Source organism: Rhodococcus phenolicus, from assembly GCF_001646785.1.
Lineage (GTDB): Bacteria > Actinomycetota > Actinomycetes > Mycobacteriales > Mycobacteriaceae > Rhodococcus > Rhodococcus phenolicus.
Window position 1 is genome coordinate 37,967 of record NZ_LRRH01000037.1, and the last position, 19,082, is coordinate 57,048.

Below are 19,082 nucleotides of genomic sequence, written 5' to 3' on the forward strand. Positions count from 1 at the left end.
GCCTGCCTGCCGGAACCGGCGGAGTGTGGCGTGACGCACGGCACGACCGGAACAAGACCCTCTACCCTGTTGTTGATTCTTTCGTCGCGGCGCACGACGCGCATCGCACCACCAGTCACAGACGAACCGGAAGGCCCGAATGACCACTCCGCCCACGATCCACGACCTGATCATCGTCGGTTCGGGCCCGGCCGGATATACGGCCGCGGTGTACGCAGCCCGCGCCGAACTCGCCCCGCTCGTCTTCGAGGGCACCCAGTTCGGTGGGTCCCTCATGACAACCACCGAGGTCGAGAACTTTCCCGGTTTCAAGGACGGCATCATGGGCCCCGAGCTCATGGAGCAGATGCGCGAGCAGGCGCTTCGCTTCGGCGCCGACATCCGCACCGAGGACGTCGACGAGCTCGACGTCACGGGAGAGATCAAGACGGTCGTCGCGAACGGTGAGACCTACCGTGCCCGCGCGATCATCCTGGCGATGGGCGCCGAGCCGCGGTACCTCGGCGTGCCCGGCGAGGAGCGGCTGCTCGGCCGCGGCGTCAGTGCCTGCGCGACCTGTGACGGCTTCTTCTTCCGCGATCAGGACATCGCGGTGATCGGCGGCGGCGACTCCGCGATGGAGGAGGCCACCTTCCTCACCCGCTTCGCGCGCAGTGTCACCCTGATCCACCGCCGCGACGAGTTCCGCGCATCGAAGATCATGCTCGAGCGTGCCCGCGCCAACGAGAAGATCCGCTTCGTCACCAACACACAGGTCGTCGAGGTGCAGGGCGAGAACAGCGTCACCGGCCTCGTCCTCGAGGACACGGTCACCGGGGAGCGCAGCGACCTCGCCGTCACGGGCCTGTTCGTCGCCGTCGGGCACGACCCACGCAGCTCCCTCGTCGCCGGCCAGGTCGACCGCGACGACGCCGGATACGTTCGCGTGCAGTCGCCGACCACGGCGACGTCCGTGGCGGGCGTGTTCGCCGCCGGCGACCTCGTCGACCGCACCTACCGGCAGGCCATCACCGCGGCGGGCACCGGCTGTTCCGCGTCCATCGACGCCGAACGCTGGCTCGCCGAGCACGCCGTCGCCGACCTGTCCGCCGCCTCTGCCGAGGTCTGATCCGCCCACTCGTTCCGCCCATCCGAATCCAGGAGACATCGTGGCCAACACCATCACCATCACCGATTCCTCGTTCGTCGAGGACGTCCTTCAGTCCGACAAGCCGGTCCTCGTCGATTTCTGGGCCACCTGGTGCGGTCCGTGCAAGATGGTCGCCCCCGTCCTCGAGGAGATCGCCGGTGAGCACAGCGACAAGCTGACCGTCGCCAAGCTCGACATCGATGCGAATCCGTCGTCGGCTCAGGACTACAAGGTGATGTCGATTCCCACGATGATTCTGTTCTCCGGCGGCAAGCCGGTGAAGACGATCGTCGGCGCCAAGGGCAAGGCGGCGCTCCTGCGCGACCTGGGCGACGTTCTGTAGTAGCGTCCCACCGATCGACGCCCGGCGAAGGACACAGCGGTTCGCCCACGGATGCGCCCGGATTTCTCCAGTTCCGGGCGCATCTGCGACAATCGAGCGATGCTGCGTGCCCCGCGCCGGGCACCATCAGGTCAGCACGGAAAGGCCCGAGACATGCACCGACTGCGTCACGGCGACCACGGACCCGCTGTCGCCGAGATCCGCAGCACCCTCGCCGGTTTGGGCTTTCTCCACGACGCCACCGCACCCCGCGACTGGGTCGGTTCCGACGTCGTGTTCGACCGTGAACTCGACGGCGCCGTGCGCGCCTTCCAGCAGCAGCGGGGCCTGCTCGTCGACGGGGTCGTCGGCCCCGCGACCTACCGGTCACTGAAGGAGGCGTCGTACCGTCTCGGCGCCCGCACCCTGATCTACCAGCTGTCGGCCCCGCTCTACGGTGACGACGTCGCAGCGCTCCAGACACGACTGCAGGACCTGGGCTTCTACGTGGACCGGGTCGACGGCTACTTCGGCCCGCGCACCCACGAGGGTCTCAGCTCGTTCCAGCGCGAGATCGGCCTCGCGTCGGACGGTATCTGCGGTCCCGAGACACTGCGGGCACTGGACCTGCTCGGCACCCGCGTCTCGGGCGGGTCGCCGCACGCGATCAGCGAGGAGGAGCTCGTTCGCCGCTCCGGTCCGCAGCTGAGCGGCAAGCGGATCGTCATCGATCCCGGCCTCGGCGGCAAGGACCACGGCGTGATCGTCCGCAGCCGACACGGTGCCATCTCCGAGGCGGACATCCTGTGGGACATGGCCCGGCGGCTGGAAGGGCGGATGGCCGCCACCGGCATGGAGACATTCCTGTCCCGGCCGTACCACTCGAACCCGACGGACATCGAACGCGCCGGCACCTCGAACGCGTTCGGTGCGGACCTGATGATCTCGCTGCGCTGCGACTCCAGTCCGAATCCGTCCGCGCGGGGAATCGCCAGCTTCCACTACGGCAACTCACACGGCTCGGAGTCGATGATCGGGCAGGTCCTCACCGGCTACATCCAGCGGGAGGTCGTCGCCCGCACCGCGCTGCAGGACTGCCGCAGCCACGGCCGCACGTGGGACCTGCTGCGGCTGACCAACATGCCGACCGTGCAGATCGACCTCGGTTACCTGACCAACCCACACGACGCGACGCTGCTGGCGGATCCGCGGTCGCGGGACGTCATCGCGGAGGCGATACTCATCGCCGTCAAGCGCCTGTATCTGCTCGGACAGGACGACCAGCCGACCGGCACCTACACGTTCGCCGAGTTGCTCGCCGAGGAACTGTCCATCACCGAGACGCGCTGAGCGGTCTCACCCCGCACATCGAAGCACCGCCGGCTCCGGGCCGGCGGTGCTTCTCTTTTGCGTGACACCGCTTGTTTCACGTGAAACAGCGAGTCGATCAGCGAGCTCCGACCGGGGTCCGGCTGCCGTCGAGTTCCGCGATCGTGATCGATGCGGCCTCGATGAGCCGGTCGAGTGCGGCCTCGACCTCTTCCTTCCATCCGTGGTCCCGATCCAGTTCGAGACGCAACCGGGGAAAGCGAGGATGAGGGGCCACCACTTCGAACCCCATGTCCTCGAGAAATTCCGCCGAGATCATGCACTCGGCGGGGGAGCAGTCGAGTGCCGCCGTCGCCGAGGGAACCCCGGTGTTCGGTTCGGCATCGTCGACGGTGCGGATCCCGAACGCCTCGAGCGCGCGCACGTTGCGGCGGACCAGATCGTCCACGACCGCGCGGATCAGTCCGGTCCCCAGATCGAGGTCGTCGGCGAGCGGTTCGATCCGCATGCTCGTCAGCAGGATGGCGTCGGCGCTGACCGGTGAGGTCGGGAACAACTGGGCCCGCGGAACCATGTTGGGGGGAGCGTAGAACGCGCACCCGGCCGGCTTGTCGTCGACCGTCGCGAGCTGAGCGCAGGAGCCCCACTGCAGCATGACCATCGACAGCCACGCCTCCTTCTCGAACTCCGGATCGCAGTAGTCGCGCGCACCGCGGACAGCTCCCGGATCCATCTCCCAGAACACACAGCGCCGCGCATGCGCGGGCAACTGGTCGATTCCACTCAGCGTGAGTGATGTGACTCGAGTCGACACCGGTCTACTTCGCCTCCACGTCCGTATTCTCGACTGTCGTCCTGCATGGGCGGCCCGTCAAGAAGGATCGACCTGGGACTCCATCATCGTCACGATGCGCTGCAGATCGTCGACCGATCCGAACTCGACGACGATCTTGCCTTTGCGCTTGCCGAGACTCACGGTGACTCGGGTGTCGAAGGAACTCGACAGCCGTTCCGCGACATCCTGCAGACCGGGCATCTGGATCGGTTTGCGCCGCTGTGCCGGCGCGGCGGCGGGTCCGTCGCCGCGGTTCGCCAGCATCACCGCTTCCTCGGTGGCACGCACCGACATGCCCTCCGCGACGATGCGCGCGGCCAGGACTTCCTGGGCGTCGGCGCCGGCCTCGAGGGACAGCAGGGCACGCGCATGTCCGGCGGACAGGACTCCGGCGGCCACCCGGCGCTGCACCGCGACCGGAAGCTTGAGAAGCCGGATCATGTTGGTCACGACGGGGCGCGACCGCCCGATGCGCGTCGCCAATTCCTCGTGGGTCACCTCGAACTCTTCGAGCAGCTGCTGATACGCGGCGGCTTCCTCGAGCGGGTTCAACTGGACACGGTGAATGTTCTCGAGCAGGGCGTCGCGCAGCAGCGCGTCGTCCTCGGTGTCGCGGACGATCGCAGGAACCGTTTCCAGACCGACCTCTTGGCAGGCCCGCCAACGGCGCTCGCCCATGATGAGCTGGAAGCGGTCGTCGTCGATGCGGCGGACCACGATGGGCTGCATGAGCCCGAACTCACGGATCGAATGCACCAGCTCCCCGAGCGCTTCCTCGTCGAACACCTGACGGGGCTGCTTCGGGTTGGCTTCGATCCGGTCGATCGGCACCTCCACGTACACCGCCCCGGTGGGGGAGGGGAGGGGCTGCTCCGTGGTAACGGCCGGGGTCGGTGTTCCGTCGCCGATGATCACGTCCGCGGCGGCGGAACCGAGACCGGTGGACGGGATCGTCATACCGGACGCCCCGCCCGCCTTACGCGAGGAGCCGTTCTTGGCCGGAGCCGTGTTCTTGGCGGGGGCGGTGTTCTTGATCGGCGCCGTCCCCGTGGGGGCGGGGGGAACCGGCGCGGTCGGTGCGGGCGCAGAGGTCGCTGGTGATGGCGGTACCGTCGCGGTCCGGGTCCCGGCGGGTGCGGTCGCGGGGACCGGAGGTGCTTCGACCGGCCCGGTCGGGATGAGCGCTGCCAGACCCCGTCCGAGACCACCCTTGCGTGTCGCGCTCATTCGTTCCCCTGATTCTTGTGGTGACCTCGCGCCGCCAGTTCGCGCCCTGCGTCGAGGTAGCTCATCGCACCGCGCGATCCTGGATCGTAGTCGAGAACGGTCATTCCGTACCCGGGAGCTTCGGAAACTTTCACGCTGCGGGGAATGACGGACCGCAGGACCGCGTCACCGAAGTGGGAACGCACCTCGGCGGCGACCTGATCAGCGAGCTTGGTGCGCCCGTCGTACATGGTCAGCAGCACGGTCGAGACGTGCAGTTCGGGATTCAGGTGCGACTGCACGAGTTCGATGTTGCGGAGCAACTGGCCCACGCCTTCGAGGGCGTAGTACTCGCACTGGATGGGGATCAGCACTTCCTTCGCCGCGACGAGCGCGTTGACGGTCAGGAGTCCCAGCGACGGCGGGCAGTCGATGATGACGTAGTCGTAGTCGCGGTCACCGAGCGCAGCCGGAGTCAGCGCGTTCTTGAGCCTGTTCTCACGGGCGACCATCGACACCAGTTCGATCTCCGCACCGGCGAGATCGATCGTCGCGGGGATGCAGAACAACCGCTCGCTGTGCGGGCTCTGCTGGACCGCCTCGGAGGCCTTCACCTCACCGAGCAGAACCTCGTAGCTCGACGCGATTCCCGAGTGGTGCGGGACGCCGAGTGCGGTACTCGCGTTGCCCTGCGGATCCAGATCGACGACGAGCACGCTCAATCCCTGCACCGCGAGCGCGGCCGCCAGGTTCACGGTCGACGTGGTCTTGCCGACGCCGCCCTTCTGATTCGCAACGGTGAAGATTCGTCGTTCGGTCGGCTTCGGCAACGCGTTCGTGGAACTGGGGTGGAGGACCTGGCTCGCACGGTGGGCGGCGGCCCCGATCGGAGTGTCCGCGGCGGAAATCCCGTCGAACGGCACCGGGAAGAAATCGTCGTCGATGGCTTCGGTTTCACGTGAAACAGCGGACTCGGATCCACCCGACATTGAACGCTCCTTTATCGTCGACCCGCCCTCCGGGACGGTCGGCGTTGAAGTGGTTGAGGCGTGAGATCGAACATCTCGACGCGACGTCCGAGGTCCGCCGACCACCGTTGTCGCGTCGTCCCCTCTTTTCGCTCAGTATTCCATCTCGCATTCTAGGGCGACACGGTGACATCGCAGACTTTTCGGTTTCACGTGAAACACACAGAAGTCGGGATCGATGTTTCACGTGAAACATGCGCCCCGGATGGTCGGACGGCCGCCCACTTCAGGGCCGCCGTCGCGCCATGAACGGCAGGACTCCACGTGGATCACCGAAAGCTGATGCGCAGGCACATCTTTCGATTTTCGAATAGTCAAATCTATTGTCTTCCAAAGATTCTTGTAGAGACGGATACCGAAGCGCCCGCAGGTAGCCGTCACAGTGACGAAATGAACCGACCCCCGAGGTACCACCGCGATCGATCCCGATTTCGCCCTATCACCCTACGGAAGACCACGGCACGGAGATCTCGAGAGAATTACTCGAGCTCGAGATGCTCGAGGAACTCGAGGTTTCGCCGCGCCGGAAAACCTCGAGGCACGGAAGTCGGCATCCAGCACCGCGCTCACAAGAAGAACCCCTCCGCTTCCCGGTGGGGAGGGGAGGGGTCCGATGTTTCACGTGGAACGTGCGCTCACCGCTTCTTGCGTCGCCGAGCCGGACGGGCCATCCGTTCGGCCTTCACCACGATGGTGGGTACTTCGAGAAGACCTGCCCCGCACTCGAGCACCTCGAGGCCGCCGGCCCCGAGTCGCGCGAGCTCCTCGCGGTCGCGATCGATCTCCTCGGCCGCGGAGCTTCCCTTGAGCGCCAGCATCCGGCCGCCCTCACGGATCAGGGGCAACGACCACTTGGCGAGCTTCGCCAGGGGCGCGACCGCACGGGAGGTGACGACGTCCGCGCCGCCTGCCTCCTGCAACACCCCCGGTTGTTCCGCCCGCCCGCGGACCACCAGAACGTTCTCGAGTCCGTGGGTTTCGACGAACTCCGCGAGGTAGACCGAGCGGCGCAGGAGCGGCTCCACGAGGGTGATCTTCAGGTCCGGACGCGCGATCGCCAGGGGGATACCGGGAAGACCGGCCCCGCTACCCACGTCGACGACGGTCTCGTCCTTCTCGATGAGTTCGCCGAGCACGGCGCAGTTGAGCAGATGGCGGTCCCACAGGCGCGGGACCTCACGGGGCCCGATGAGCCCACGCTCGACCCCATCGGTCGACAGCGACCGGTGATACTCCTGCGCGAGTGCGAACCGCTCCCCGAACACCTGATGCGCGACCTCGAGGACGCGTTCCTCGTCATGTTCCACGTGAAACATCCTCTCCCGGCGACCCATTGCCCACAAACAACGGGGGCCTCATACGAACGGAGGGGCCCGACGTCGCCGTCGGTACCCCTCCGCTGACAGTTGTCACCGAATTCCAGTGGTGAATCAGTCCTTGATGACGACGACGCGTCGCTGCGGCTCGGCGCCCTCGCTCTCGCTGGACACGCCCGCGACCTTCGCCACGGCGTCGTGCACGATCTTGCGTTCGAACGGCGTCATCGGGGCGAGCGACTCGCGCTCCCCGGACTCCAGCACGCGCTGTGCCGCCGCGGTGCCGAGTTCGGTCAGCTCCGCACGCTTGCCCGCACGCCAGCCGGCGATGTCGAGCATCAGTTTGCTGCGTTCACCGGTGGCCTGCTGAACCGCCAGCCGAGTCAGTTCCTGCAGCGCATCGAGCACCTCGCCCTGGCGGCCGACGAGCTTCGTCAGGTCGGAACCGCCGTCGATGCTCACGACCGCGCGATCGCCCTCGACATCGAGATCGATGTCGCCGTCGAAATCGAGCACATCGAGAAGCTGCTCGAGGTAGTCGCCGGCGATCTCGCCTTCCTCGACCAGGTAGTCGTCGTCCTCGGTGTCGAGGTCCGCGTCGAGCTCCGCGGATTCGGCGGTCACGTCGATGTCCTCCTGTGCCTTGTCCAGGTCACTGGCCATGGTTCGCCCTCTTCTACTTCGGTCAGCGCCGCTTGCGCTTGGAGTTCTTGGAACCGCCCTGATTCTTCTGCGTCGTCGATCCGGAGCCCCCCGAGGGCTTCACCGGTCCATCGCTCGCAGCGGGCTTCTCGAGCGAGATTTCGCCCTCGTCGCTCGACGCGTCGTCGGAGGCCGCAGAGGTCGCGGTGGCTCCGCCCTTCTTCTTCGTACGATCCGGCCGAGCGCCCGGCTTCGGCGCGTTCTCGTTACGACGCGCGACCACAGCCGCCTTCTTCTCGGCTTCCTCCTGGTCGATCTTCCGGAAGACGAGGTGCTGCTGGCCGTACGTCCAGATGTTGTTGCTCACCCAGTAGATCAGGATGGCGATCGGAAGGAACGGACCACCGACGAGCACACCGAGCGGGAAGACGTACAGCGCGAGCTTGTTCATGATCGCGGCCTGCGGGTTCGCGGCTGCCTGCGCACTCTGCCGTGCGACCGACGCGCGGGAGTTGAAGTGCGTGGCGATGCCGGCGATGACCATGAGCGGAATCGCGACGGCGGCGATCTGCCAGCGGGTGGGGATACCGCCGAACGGCGCGAACGCTTCGAGCGAGGCCATCGGCTGCGTGATCCACGCGGAGATCGGCGCGCCGAACAGGCGGGCGCTCAGGAAGGACTGCACATCCTCCGGGCTGAACGCGTAGTTACCGATCTGGGCGTTGGTCACCGGGTCCAGGCCGAGCTGTCCCATGCCGGTACCGGTGCGGTTGAACGAACGCAGCACATGGAACAGACCGATGAACACCGGCACCTGCAGCAGAACCGGCAGGCAGCCCATCAACGGGTTGAAACCGTGCTCCTTCTGGAGCTTCTGCATCTCGAGCGCCTGCCGCTGGCGATCGTTCGAGTACTTCTTCTGCAGCGCCTTGATCTGCGGCTGGAGTTCCTGCATCTGCCGCGTCGTGCGCACCTGCTTGACGAAGGGCTTGTACAGGATCGCCCGGAGGGTGAACACGAGGAACACCACGGACAGGGCCCAGGTGATGCCGCTGTCGGGACCGAGGAATGGGATCGCGGCGAAAACTTTGTGCCAGACCCACAGGATCCAGGACACGGGATAGTAGATGAAGTCGAGCACGGCTCTGTGTACTCCTCTGGTCGTCCATGATCGCCACCCACGGCGTCGGTCTCAGGTCTTCACACGCCCGTCGAGAACTCGGTCGGGCGAGCGGGGCCGACGATCGGGCACCGGATCCCACCCACCAGGGTGCCAGGGCGCACACTTGAGCAGGCGCACGATCGCCAGAGAAGACCCGACGACGACACCGCGCGTGCGCAGCGCCTCCACGGCGTACTCGCTGCACGTAGGGGTGAATCGGCAGGTCGGCATCCGCATGGGCGACACATACGTGCGGTACAGCTCGATGCAGAAGATCAGCGCCCGGGCCGGCGCGGATCGGATCCTCGACCAGGCGGCAGTCATGCCGAGTGCTCCGACGGCTCGAACAGGCCGAGCTTGGCGAGACCCGAACGGACCTGCCGGTCGAGATCCCGGGAGGTCGCGGTGGCAGCACCGGGAAGAGCGCGAAGGACGACGTCGGCGTCGGACGGGACGTCGCTCACGATCCCAGCGCAGATATGACGAAGCCGGCGGGCGACTCGATGTCGAATCACCGCCGGCCCGACAGCCTTGCTCACGACCAGCCCGAAGCGAGGGCCGTCGCTGTTCACCACGAACTCGGACCTATCCCGCTCGATCGCATGTACGACGAGATCGCGCCGTCCTTGCCTGCGGCCGTGTCGGACTGTCTCGGAGAAGTCCGCGCGACGGCGCAGGCGGTGCGGCTCAGGCAGCATCCCGAGCTCCCGTTACGGGGATCAGGCGGTGAGGGAGGCGCGGCCCTTGCGGCGACGCGCCGACACGATCGAGCGACCCGCACGGGTACGCATCCGGAGACGGAAGCCGTGAACGCGCGCGCGGCGGCGATTGTTCGGCTGGAACGTCCGCTTGCCCTTGGCCACGGTCGACACTCCTCGAAGTTCTGTGACGCCTGCGGGCGTCAGCGGTCTAACATTTACGGAAATCGCACGACCCGCACCGGACGAGGCTGTGAAGCAACGCAGCACGGATCCGTCACTGCCGTATGAGTGACTGTTCGAGGCTACTCGGAGCGGGACGCGAAATCAAACCGCGCAACCTCGGCGGACGCAACCCGACACGCCGCCCCGCAGCGGTTCTCCATGTCACGCAATACATGTGATAGCGATCACGTGCGGTGTAGGCTCCCTTCATGGCTTCGCAGGGGACGCATCTTCACGCGCATCAGCCGCCGTTGTCGCCGCCGTGCCACCGTCGATGTGCCCGGCCACCGGTCCCGGGCCTCACTCGAGAACGACCCTGATCGGACCGCTGTCCCGGGCCCGCACGGCGGTTCGTCGAGCAGCGGCACCGACGGTGTGCCGCACCGGGCCCGCAGGTTCACCCGAAACAGATCGTTTATCTGCACCCTGCAACCTCCGCGCGTCGCGGCAGGGCGTGGCACCATGCTTGTCCACACCTGTGGATAATTGTGTGGAAATTCGAACCGATGGACAGTGGAGGACAGCTACGTGACCGACGAGCCGAACGCGCTGGCCGATGTGTGGTCGGACGTCGTCGCCGAACTCACCGTCGACGGCGGTGCACTGACCAAGGGCCAGAAAGCATGGCTTGCGCTGGTCAAACCGCTGACACTGGCACAGGGATTCGCGTTGCTGTCGGTGCCGTCGTCGTTCGCGCAGGAGGCCATCGAACGCGACCTGCGTGAACCGATCCTGCGCTCGCTCAACCGTCATCTGGGCCATCGTGTGGAAGGACTCGGTGTTCGCATCGAGCCCACCGAGGACACCACCAACCCCAGCGAGGACCCGTACGCGGTCCCGCGCGACACCCTGCCGCTGGAGGGCCTGCCCCTCGAGTCCCGGCCGGCCGAGCCGCGTACCCGCAAGCCGAGCCCGCGCGACATGGTCCCGCCCTTCCGGCACCGTCGCCTGGCCTCCCTCGACCACGAGGTGCTCGAGGTGGAGGCCGGCGAACTCGAGGAGGTCGACGACGACCGGGAGGCCATCACGGCGGTCCGTGAGTCGTGGCCGTCGTACTTCACCCAGCCGCCCACCCACAGCGCTCCGGCGCCTTCCGGGGGCAGCAGCAGCCTCAACGCGAAGTACACCTTCGACACCTTCGTCATCGGTGCCTCGAACCGTTTCGCGCACGCCGCGGCGGTCGCGATCGCGGAGGCACCGGCCCGCGCCTACAACCCCCTGTTCATCTGGGGTGCATCCGGGCTGGGCAAGACCCATCTGCTGCACGCCGCCGGCCACTACGCACAGCGCCTGTTCCCGGGCATGCGGGTCAAGTACGTCTCCACCGAAGAGTTCACGAACGACTTCATCAACAGCCTCCGCGACGACCGGAAGGTGGCGTTCAAGAAGCGCTACCGCGAGACCGACATCCTGCTCGTCGACGACATCCAGTTCATCGAGGGCAAGGAGGGTATCCAGGAAGAGTTCTTCCACACCTTCAACACCCTCCACAACGCGAACAAGCAGATCGTCGTGTCGTCGGACCGGCCGCCGAAGCAACTCGCGACGCTCGAGGAGCGCCTGCGCACCCGGTTCGAGTGGGGCCTGATCACCGACGTGCAGCCGCCGGAACTCGAGACCCGCATCGCGATCCTCAGCAAGAAGGCCCGGATGGACCGGCTGGACGTCCCGCACGACGTACTCGAGCTGATCGCCAGCCGGATCGAACGCAACATCCGCGAACTCGAGGGCGCTCTGATCCGCGTCACGGCCTTCGCGTCGCTGAACAGGCAGCCGCTCGATCTCACACTCGCCGAGGTGGTGCTGCGCGATCTCATCCCCGACTCCACGGCACTCGAGATCAATTCGGCCACGATCATGGCCGTGACCGCGGAGTACTTCGGTACCTCGATCGACGACCTCTGCGGCCCCGGTAAGGCCCGGCCGCTGGCGCAGGCACGCCAGATCGCCATGTACCTGTGCCGGGAGCTGACGGACCTGTCCCTGCCGAAGATCGGGCAGACGTTCGGCCGGGACCACACCACAGTCATGTACGCGGACAAGAAGATTCGCAAGGAGATGACCGAGCGGCGCAAGGTCTACGACCAGGTGCAGGAACTCACGGCACGCATCAAGCAGCGGTCCAAGCGCTGACAGACGCATCACACATCGAACGGGTCCGGGCTCTCGAGTCCGGACCCGTTCCGTTTGTCCACAATCCGTGCACAGGCTCTGCACACCTGTGGGTCATCCCGAATCTCGAGATCGCAGAACATCCTCACACCTGTGGACTAGCATGTGCAGAACGTGGAATCTCTGTGGACGAACGGTGCACCGAACGTGGATAGTCTCGAGATGTTCACATTCATCCTCGAGTAGTCCTCGAGTTCATCCTCGAGTAATCCACCCCGCCGGACGGTGCTTCACCAGCGTAGACGGTCGTTGGTCCACAGATTCCACACCCCCTATTACTGCTTTTGAGTTTCTTTCAAGAAAAACTCTTTTGAAAACAGGGGTGTGGAGCACTCGAGTCCACAGGCCTCTCGAGAGCGCGTCCTCGCTCGAGCCCTCGGCTTTCCAAGCCGGAGCCGAAGGCATAACGTGAAGCGACGATCCTCGATGCCGCGTCCCGGTGTCGGGGCCTTGTGTCAGACTTCTTAGGACTTGTCAGCCCCCGGACGTGCGCAGGAGCACGTCAGCTCGGACGAGAGGATCCACCGGCAGATGGAGCTTGGAACCATGAAGTTTCGTGTTGCTCGCGAGGACTTCGCCGACTCTGTCGCATGGGTGGCACGGAGCCTTCCGTCACGTCCTCCGGTCCCCGTGCTCGGCGGTGTGCTGCTCGCAGCCGAGGAGCAGGGCCTGACCGTCTCGGGCTTCGACTACGAGGTCTCCGCGCAGGTGCACGTCTCGGCCGAGGTGATCACCCCCGGCCAGGTGTTGGTGTCGGGCAAGCTGCTCGCGGACATCACCCGCGCCCTGCCGAACAAGCCCGTCGACGTCGTGCTCGACGGCACCCGCGTGCTCATCAACTGCGGCAGCGCGAAGTTCTCGCTGCCGACGATGCCCGTCGAGGACTACCCGCAGCTGCCGGAGCTGCCCCAGCAGACCGGGTCGCTGCCGGTCGACGTGTTCTCCGAGGCCATCAGCCAGGTCGCGGTCGCGGCGGGCAAGGACGACACGCTGCCGATGCTCACCGGCATCCGCGTCGAGATCGACGGCACCGATATGGTCCTCGCGGCCACGGACCGGTTCCGTCTCGCGGTGCGCAAGGTCGAGTGGATGCCCACTACCGAGGCCACCAGCTCGGCCGTGCTCGTTCCCGCCAAGACACTCTCCGAGGCAGCGAAAACCGTTGGCGGATCCGGTAACTCGCCGGTCCAGCTCGCGCTGGGCAGCGGTTCCGCGGTCGGTGCGGACGGGCTCCTGGGCATCGTCGCCGACGGCCGCCGCACCACCACACGCCTGCTCGACGCCGAATTCCCCAAGTTCCGTCAGCTGCTGCCGAACGAGCACACCGCAATGGCCACGGTCGAGATCGCACCGCTCGTCGACGCCATCAAACGCGTCGCGCTGGTCGCCGAGCGTGGCGCTCAGGTACGACTCGAGTTCGCCGACGGTGGCCTGCTGCTGTCGGCCGGTGGCGACGACGCCGGCCGCGCCGAGGAATCGTTGCCCGCCGAGTTCTACGGTGAGCCGCTCGTGATCGCGTTCAACCCGGGGTACCTGCTCGACGGCCTCGGCTCGCTCCACACCGAGAAGGTCTCGTTCGGCTTCACCACGTCGAGCCGTCCGGCCGTGCTGCGCCCGGCTCTCGACGAGGAGCCGGAGCCGGATGCGTCGGGCACGTTCGCGGCCCCGGAGAGCGACTACACCTACCTGCTGATGCCTGTGCGTCTGCCGGGCTGACCGGCACGGACCAGGTGAGCGGCCCGTGTACGTTCGCACCTTCTCACTGCGCGACTTCCGATCCTGGGACGCCGTCTCGATGGACTTGGCTCCGGGACCGACGGTGCTGCTCGGGCGCAACGGCCACGGCAAGACCAACCTGCTCGAGGCGCTGGGATACCTCTCGACCCTGACCTCGCACCGGGTCTCCGGCGACGCGCCGTTGCTGCGGGCCGGCACGTCGCGGGCGCTGGTGAGCGCACACGTCGTCAACGCGGGCCGGGAGCTGGCCCTGGATGTGGAGATCAACGACGGCAAGAGCAACCGCGCCCGGATCAACCAGTCGCCGACGCGTCGTCCCCGGGAGATTCTCGGGATCCTGCGGACCGTGCTGTTCGCCCCCGAGGACCTGCCGCTGGTCCGCGGGGATCCCGGTGAGCGCCGCCGCTTTCTCGACGAGTTGCTTACCACCCGTATCCCCAGGCTGGGGGGCGTCCGCGCGGACTACGACAAGGTGCTGCGGCAGCGGTCGGCGCTGCTGAAGACCGCCGGGGGCGCGCTCCGGCGGGGTACGCGATCGGCGGACGGTGCCGGAGCGCTGGCGACCCTCGACGTGTGGGACGGCCACCTGGCGTCGCACGGTGCCGAACTGCTCGCGGCGCGCATCGCGCTGCTGCACGATCTGGCGCCACACGTGGCCGCCGCGTACCGGTCGATCGCGCCGGAATCGCGTCCGGCACTGCTGCGCTACCGCAGCAGCCTCGGTGACGCCCTCCCCGGGGAGTTCGCGGATCCGGCCCGCCGTCCCGAACCCGGCGACCGCGACACCATCGAGGCGGCGTTCGGCGCGGCGCTGGCGGCCGCCCGGACCCGGGAGATCGAGCGCGGTGTCTGCCTGGTCGGCCCGCACCGGGACGAACTCGAGTTGATCCTGGGCGACCAGCCCGCGAAAGGCTATGCCAGCCACGGGGAGTCGTGGTCGTATGCGTTGTCTCTGCGGCTCGGGGCATTCGAATTGCTTCGGTCCGAGGGCACCGATCCGGTGCTCATGCTCGACGACGTGTTCGCCGAGCTCGACCGGCGGCGGCGGACCGCGCTCGCGGCGGTGGCGGCGTCGGCCGAACAGGTCCTGATCACCGCGGCGGTTCCGGAGGACGTGCCGACGGAGCTGTCGGGTGCACGCTTCTCGGTGCGTGCCGAGGACACCGATCGGGGCCGGCTGTCGGTGCTGACCCGAACCGAGGTCGAGGAGGTGCGGCCGTGAGTGACGAGAACGCAAGCAGTTCTCCACATCATCCACAGGATGATCCACAGGAACCGTTGCGCGGCATCGATCTTGCGCGACGCGCTCTCGAGGAGGCTCGAGCGGCGGCGAAGGCGAGCGGCAAATCCGTCGGGCAGGGACGTGCGTCACGGGGCCCGCTGCGGCCGCGTCGCCGGCGCCGGGGATGGTCCGGTCCCGGTCCCGACGAGCGCGACCCGCAGCCGTTCGGTGCGCTGGTGAACTCGCTGTCGAAGCAGCGCGGGTGGGCCGGGCACGTGTCGGAGGGCACGGTGCTGGGCAGCTGGCCGCGTGTGGTCGGTGAGGACATCGCCTCCCACGCGTCGCCGACGACGTTGCGCGAAGGTGTGCTGCACGTGTCGGCGGAGTCCACGGCGTGGGCGACGCAGCTGAGGATGATGCAGTCCCAGATTCTCGCGAAGATCGCCGCGGCGGTCGGGCACGGGGTGGTCAAGGAGCTGCGGATCACCGGTCCGACCGCGCCGAGCTGGCGCAAGGGCGAGCGGCACATCCGCGGCCGCGGACCGCGGGACACCTACGGCTGACGAACCGTAGATTTATCTATAACCGAGTGTTACGTTAAAAATCGTCCGGCGCCGGTGGTGGGCCGCCGGGCGTCAACCGGCGACGAAAAATCTTGTGATACACCAATTTTCGTCGACCATCTCACTCGGGAGGTCATGTGTCCACACTTGCCGTCACCCGCGACTCGGTCCGGCTCGAGGTCGTCGTCGAGGGTAATCCGCACGGTCCGACGATCGTGCTGGTGCACGGCTGGCCCGACACGCACGCCCTGTGGGACCACGTCGTGCCGCTCCTCGTCGGCGAATTTCGCATCGTGCGATACGACAACCGCGGTGCCGGGGCCTCGAGTGTCCCGTCGCGCGTGCGGGACTATCGGCTCGAGGAACTGGCGCAGGACCTGTTCGCGGTCGTCGATGCGGTCGGCGCCGGCGAACCGGTGCACCTGCTCGGCCACGACTGGGGTGCGGTGGTGTGCTGGGAAGCGGTGTGCGACCCCGGCGCGGCCGGACGCATCGCCTCGTACACGTCGGTATCCGGTCCGAACCTGGATCACCTGGGCCTGTGGTTGCGCAGAAGCGTGCGCGCCGGCCGGTTCGCGGGGCCGCTCGCGCAGTCCGTCGCCTCGGCGTACACGCTGGCGTTCCAGCTTCCCGGCGTTCCGGTCCCGGTGCTGCGATGGGCGCTCGCCCGGAACTGGCCGCGGTTCGTCGGCCTGTTCGACCGCGCCGATCCGTCGGTGATCTCGTCGGCGCCGACCCTCGCCGACGACATGGTGCACGGACTGAAGTTGTACCGCGCCAACATTCGTCGTCGGCTGGCCTCGCCGCGCGAGCGCGTCACCGACGTGCCCGTCCGGCTCGTGCTTGCCGGCCGCGACCGGGCGGTGCGGCCCGCCGGATACGAGGACACGGGCCGGTGGGTGCCGAATCTGCAACGAGAACACCTCGATGCGGGACACTGGTCGCCACGGACCCACCCGGGTGACCTTGCCCGTCTGACCGGGGAGTTCGTCCGGCAGACGGTCGAGCCGGAGTTGGTGCGGCAAATTTGATGCGCCGAGCCGCGCGATCGCCGCTGCGTGGCAATGAGCGGTGCCGCAAGCCCGTCCTGTGTCGCCCCCGGCAGTTGTCGTTGCTGCAAGTAGGATGAGTGGACATGCGTGGCGCGAACGCGCGCGAGGCCGAGGCGGAGAAGGAGAGCTACCCACCCGTGGCTGCCCAGAAGTCGAACAAGAACAAGAGTGACTACGGTGCTTCGTCCATCACCGTCCTCGAGGGTCTCGAGGCGGTGCGCAAGCGCCCCGGCATGTACATCGGCTCGACCGGTGAACGTGGTCTGCACCACCTGATCTGGGAGGTCGTGGACAACTCGGTCGACGAGGCGATGGCCGGATACGCGACCAGAGTCGACGTGACCCTCCTCGAGGACGGCGGCGTCCAGGTCGTCGACGACGGCCGCGGCATCCCTGTCGGGATGCACGCCTCCGGTGCACCGACCGTCGAGGTCGTCCTGACCCAGCTGCACGCGGGCGGCAAGTTCGATTCGGACGCCTACGCAGTTTCCGGTGGCCTGCACGGCGTCGGTATCTCGGTCGTCAACGCGCTGTCCACCCAACTCGAGGTCGAGATCGACGTCGACGGCTACCACTGGGAGCAGACGTACCGCGCGTCCAAGCCCGGTGAACTGGTCCGGGGCGCCGAGACGAAGGCCACCGGCACCACCGTCCGATTCTGGGCGGACCCGGAGATCTTCGAGACCACGACCTACAACTTCGAGACCGTCGCGCGCCGCCTGCAGGAGATGGCGTTCCTCAACAAGGGCCTGACGATCACGCTCACCGACGAGCGCGTCGCCCCCGAGGAGGTCACCGAGGACGTCGTCAGTGAACTCGCCGAGGCGCCGAAGACCGCCGATGAGCAGGAGTCGGAGAAGTCGGCCGAGGCCCCGCACAAGGTCAAGTCCCGCGTCTACCACTACCCGGGCGGGCTCGAGGACTACGTGCGTCACATCAACCGCACCAAGCAGCCCATCCACAATTCGGTCGTCGGCTTCACCGCACGCGGTACCGGTCACGAACTCGAGATCGCGATGCAGTGGAACTCGGGGTACTCCGAGTCCGTCCACACCTTCGCCAACACCATCAACACCCACGAGGGCGGCACGCACGAGGAAGGTTTCCGTGCGGCGCTGACCAGCGTGGTCAACAAGTACGCGAAGGACAAGAAGCTCCTCAAGGACAAGGACCCGAACCTCACCGGTGACGACATCCGTGAGGGACTCGCAGCGATCATCTCGGTGAAGGTCTCGGAACCGCAGTTCGAGGGCCAGACCAAGACCAAGCTCGGTAACACCGAGGTCAAGTCGTTCGTGCAAAAGGCGTGCAACGAGCACCTGACGCACTGGCTCGAGTCGAATCCGGCCGACGCGAAGACGATCGTGACGAAGGCCGTGTCGTCGGCGCAGGCCCGCGTCGCGGCCCGCAAGGCCCGCGAGCTGGTGCGCCGCAAGAGCGCCACCGATCTCGGCGGTCTGCCCGGCAAGCTCGCCGACTGCCGTTCCAACGATCCGAGCAAGTGCGAGATCTACATCGTGGAGGGCGACTCCGCAGGTGGCTCCGCCAAGTCCGGCCGCGATTCGATGTACCAGGCGATCCTGCCGCTGCGCGGCAAGATCATCAACGTCGAGAAGGCCCGCATCGACCGGGTTCTGAAGAACACCGAGGTCCAGTCGATCATCACGGCGTTCGGTACGGGTATCCACGACGAGTTCGACATCTCGAAGCTGCGCTATCACAAGATCGTGCTCATGGCCGACGCCGACGTCGACGGTCAGCACATCGCGACGCTGTTGCTCACGCTGCTCTTCCGGTTCATGCGTCCGTTGGTCGAGAACGGTCACGTCTACCTCGCGCAGCCGCCGCTGTACAAGCTCAAGTGGCAGCGGTCCGAGCCCGAGTTCGCGTACTCGGACCGCGAGCGTGACGGACTGCTCAAGGCGGGTCTCGAGTCGGGCAAGAAGATCAACAAGGACGACGGTATCCAGCGCTACAAGGGTCTCGGTGAGATGAATGCCACCGAGCTGTGGGAAACCACCATGGACCCGAGCGTGCGGATCCTGCGTCAGGTCAGCCTCGACGACGCAGCCGCGGCGGATGAGCTCTTCAGCGTTCTGATGGGCGAGGACGTCGAGGCCCGCCGGAGCTTCATCACCCGTAACGCGAAGGACGTCAGGTTCCTCGACGTGTGATGCTGCTGTGACAGCAGGGTAGATGTTGTGTCGTAAATCACAGCATTTACCCTGCTATTTCAGCGTGTCGGTGGCAGGCGCGATGGCGCGGCCACGTTACCCGTGAGTACTATCTGGTGCGATCGTGTGTTCGCGATTGTCGATCGGGGGACGGCGGTGACCGGGGTGTTGGGAGGTTCTTCCATATTCCCTGTATGTCCCGCTAAGGTGCCCTCACCCAGGAACGCCTCATTCGACTGCATCCACGCGGTACCTCGCGCTCGATCGTCG

General features: G+C 66.8%; 18 protein-coding genes. 9 read left to right on the forward strand and 9 right to left on the reverse strand.

What is annotated here, in order from left to right:
* Positions 1-139 precede the first annotated feature (139 nt).
* The 3 genes from trxB (at position 140) to A8G15_RS11490 (ending at position 2,801) form a co-directional block, all read left to right on the forward strand.
* Positions 140-1,108: a thioredoxin-disulfide reductase gene (trxB, locus tag A8G15_RS11480; RefSeq protein WP_068159182.1), complete on the forward strand. Its 969-nt coding sequence runs from the start codon at positions 140-142 to the stop codon at positions 1,106-1,108.
* Positions 1,109-1,148: 40 nt separating this feature from the next.
* Positions 1,149-1,472: a thioredoxin gene (trxA, locus tag A8G15_RS11485; RefSeq protein ID WP_068159184.1), complete on the forward strand. Its 324-nt coding sequence runs from the start codon at positions 1,149-1,151 to the stop codon at positions 1,470-1,472.
* Positions 1,473-1,625: 153 nt separating this feature from the next.
* Entirely contained in the window at positions 1,626-2,801 is a 1,176-nt protein-coding gene (locus A8G15_RS11490) for an N-acetylmuramoyl-L-alanine amidase (protein WP_068159187.1), read from the forward strand.
* A gap of 97 nt (positions 2,802-2,898) precedes the next feature.
* Here the strand turns inward: A8G15_RS11490 and A8G15_RS11495 are convergent, their stop codons facing one another.
* The 9 genes from A8G15_RS11495 to rpmH form a co-directional block, all read right to left on the reverse strand.
* The gene (locus tag A8G15_RS11495) at positions 2,899-3,594 is read right to left on the reverse strand and encodes a hypothetical protein (protein WP_068159189.1); all 696 of its coding nucleotides are present in this window, start codon (positions 3,592-3,594) and stop codon (positions 2,899-2,901) included.
* A gap of 57 nt (positions 3,595-3,651) precedes the next feature.
* The gene (locus A8G15_RS11500; RefSeq protein WP_068159191.1) at positions 3,652-4,842 is read right to left on the reverse strand and encodes a ParB/RepB/Spo0J family partition protein; all 1,191 of its coding nucleotides are present in this window, start codon (positions 4,840-4,842) and stop codon (positions 3,652-3,654) included.
* Positions 4,839-5,810, reverse strand: coding sequence for a ParA family protein (locus A8G15_RS11505; RefSeq protein ID WP_068159193.1), 972 nt, complete (start codon positions 5,808-5,810; stop codon positions 4,839-4,841). Before A8G15_RS11505 ends, A8G15_RS11500 begins: the two co-directional genes overlap by 4 nt.
* Positions 5,811-6,484: 674 nt before the next feature.
* Positions 6,485-7,165, reverse strand: a complete 681-nt coding sequence (gene rsmG, locus A8G15_RS11510; protein WP_068159281.1) for a 16S rRNA (guanine(527)-N(7))-methyltransferase RsmG — start codon at positions 7,163-7,165, stop codon at positions 6,485-6,487.
* A 114-nt stretch (positions 7,166-7,279) separates the two neighbouring features.
* On the reverse strand, positions 7,280-7,828 hold the full coding sequence (locus A8G15_RS11515) for a Jag family protein (RefSeq protein ID WP_068159194.1): 549 nt from the start codon (positions 7,826-7,828) through the stop codon (positions 7,280-7,282).
* Between the two features lie 22 nt (positions 7,829-7,850).
* Positions 7,851-8,948 carry a membrane protein insertase YidC gene (gene yidC / locus A8G15_RS11520; protein WP_068159196.1) on the reverse strand — a complete coding sequence of 366 codons (1,098 nt, stop codon included), beginning with the start codon at positions 8,946-8,948 and terminating at the stop codon, positions 7,851-7,853.
* A 51-nt stretch (positions 8,949-8,999) separates the two neighbouring features.
* On the reverse strand, positions 9,000-9,293 hold the full coding sequence (gene yidD, locus A8G15_RS11525; protein ID WP_068159197.1) for a membrane protein insertion efficiency factor YidD: 294 nt from the start codon (positions 9,291-9,293) through the stop codon (positions 9,000-9,002).
* Positions 9,290-9,667 (reverse strand): ribonuclease P protein component, encoded by a 378-nt coding sequence (rnpA, locus tag A8G15_RS11530; protein WP_082899823.1) that lies wholly within the window; start codon positions 9,665-9,667, stop codon positions 9,290-9,292. Before rnpA ends, yidD begins: the two co-directional genes overlap by 4 nt.
* Before the next feature lie 21 nt (positions 9,668-9,688).
* The gene (rpmH, locus tag A8G15_RS11535) at positions 9,689-9,832 is read right to left on the reverse strand and encodes a 50S ribosomal protein L34 (RefSeq protein WP_068159283.1); all 144 of its coding nucleotides are present in this window, start codon (positions 9,830-9,832) and stop codon (positions 9,689-9,691) included.
* 588 nt (positions 9,833-10,420) lie between these two features.
* Between rpmH and dnaA the strand changes: the two genes are divergently transcribed.
* The 6 genes from dnaA (at position 10,421) to gyrB (ending at position 18,812) form a co-directional block, all read left to right on the forward strand.
* A complete protein-coding gene (dnaA, locus tag A8G15_RS11540) occupies positions 10,421-12,025 on the forward strand; it encodes a chromosomal replication initiator protein DnaA (protein ID WP_068159284.1) in 1,605 nt (534 codons plus the stop codon).
* Positions 12,026-12,595: 570 nt separating this feature from the next.
* Positions 12,596-13,780, forward strand: coding sequence for a DNA polymerase III subunit beta (dnaN, locus tag A8G15_RS11545; protein WP_068159199.1), 1,185 nt, complete (start codon positions 12,596-12,598; stop codon positions 13,778-13,780).
* 25 nt (positions 13,781-13,805) lie between these two features.
* A complete protein-coding gene (gene recF, locus A8G15_RS11550; protein WP_068159201.1) occupies positions 13,806-15,023 on the forward strand; it encodes a DNA replication/repair protein RecF in 1,218 nt (405 codons plus the stop codon).
* The gene (locus tag A8G15_RS11555) at positions 15,020-15,586 is read left to right on the forward strand and encodes a DUF721 family protein (protein ID WP_068159202.1); all 567 of its coding nucleotides are present in this window, start codon (positions 15,020-15,022) and stop codon (positions 15,584-15,586) included. Before recF ends, A8G15_RS11555 begins: the two co-directional genes overlap by 4 nt.
* A gap of 137 nt (positions 15,587-15,723) precedes the next feature.
* A complete protein-coding gene (locus A8G15_RS11560; RefSeq protein ID WP_068159204.1) occupies positions 15,724-16,617 on the forward strand; it encodes an alpha/beta fold hydrolase in 894 nt (297 codons plus the stop codon).
* Between the two features lie 158 nt (positions 16,618-16,775).
* Positions 16,776-18,812: a DNA topoisomerase (ATP-hydrolyzing) subunit B gene (gene gyrB, locus A8G15_RS11565; RefSeq protein WP_068159285.1), complete on the forward strand. Its 2,037-nt coding sequence runs from the start codon at positions 16,776-16,778 to the stop codon at positions 18,810-18,812.
* The last annotated feature ends 270 nt before the right edge of the window (positions 18,813-19,082 follow it).

Bases quoted from the DNA above. Each gene is read 5' to 3' on its own strand.
- trxB (WP_068159182.1), top strand. From the start codon at position 140: ATGACCACTCCGCCCACGATCCACGACCTGATCATCGTCGGTTCGGGC.
- A8G15_RS11490 (WP_068159187.1), top strand. From the start codon at position 1,626: ATGCACCGACTGCGTCACGGCGACCACGGACCCGCTGTCGCCGAGATC.
- A8G15_RS11500 (WP_068159191.1), bottom strand. From the start codon at position 4,842: ATGAGCGCGACACGCAAGGGTGGTCTCGGACGGGGTCTGGCAGCGCTC.
- A8G15_RS11505 (WP_068159193.1), bottom strand. From the start codon at position 5,810: ATGTCGGGTGGATCCGAGTCCGCTGTTTCACGTGAAACCGAAGCCATC.
- rsmG (WP_068159281.1), bottom strand. From the start codon at position 7,165: ATGTTTCACGTGGAACATGACGAGGAACGCGTCCTCGAGGTCGCGCAT.
- A8G15_RS11515 (WP_068159194.1), bottom strand. From the start codon at position 7,828: ATGGCCAGTGACCTGGACAAGGCACAGGAGGACATCGACGTGACCGCC.
- yidD (WP_068159197.1), bottom strand. From the start codon at position 9,293: ATGACTGCCGCCTGGTCGAGGATCCGATCCGCGCCGGCCCGGGCGCTG.
- rnpA (WP_082899823.1), bottom strand. From the start codon at position 9,667: ATGCTGCCTGAGCCGCACCGCCTGCGCCGTCGCGCGGACTTCTCCGAG.
- dnaN (WP_068159199.1), top strand. From the start codon at position 12,596: ATGGAGCTTGGAACCATGAAGTTTCGTGTTGCTCGCGAGGACTTCGCC.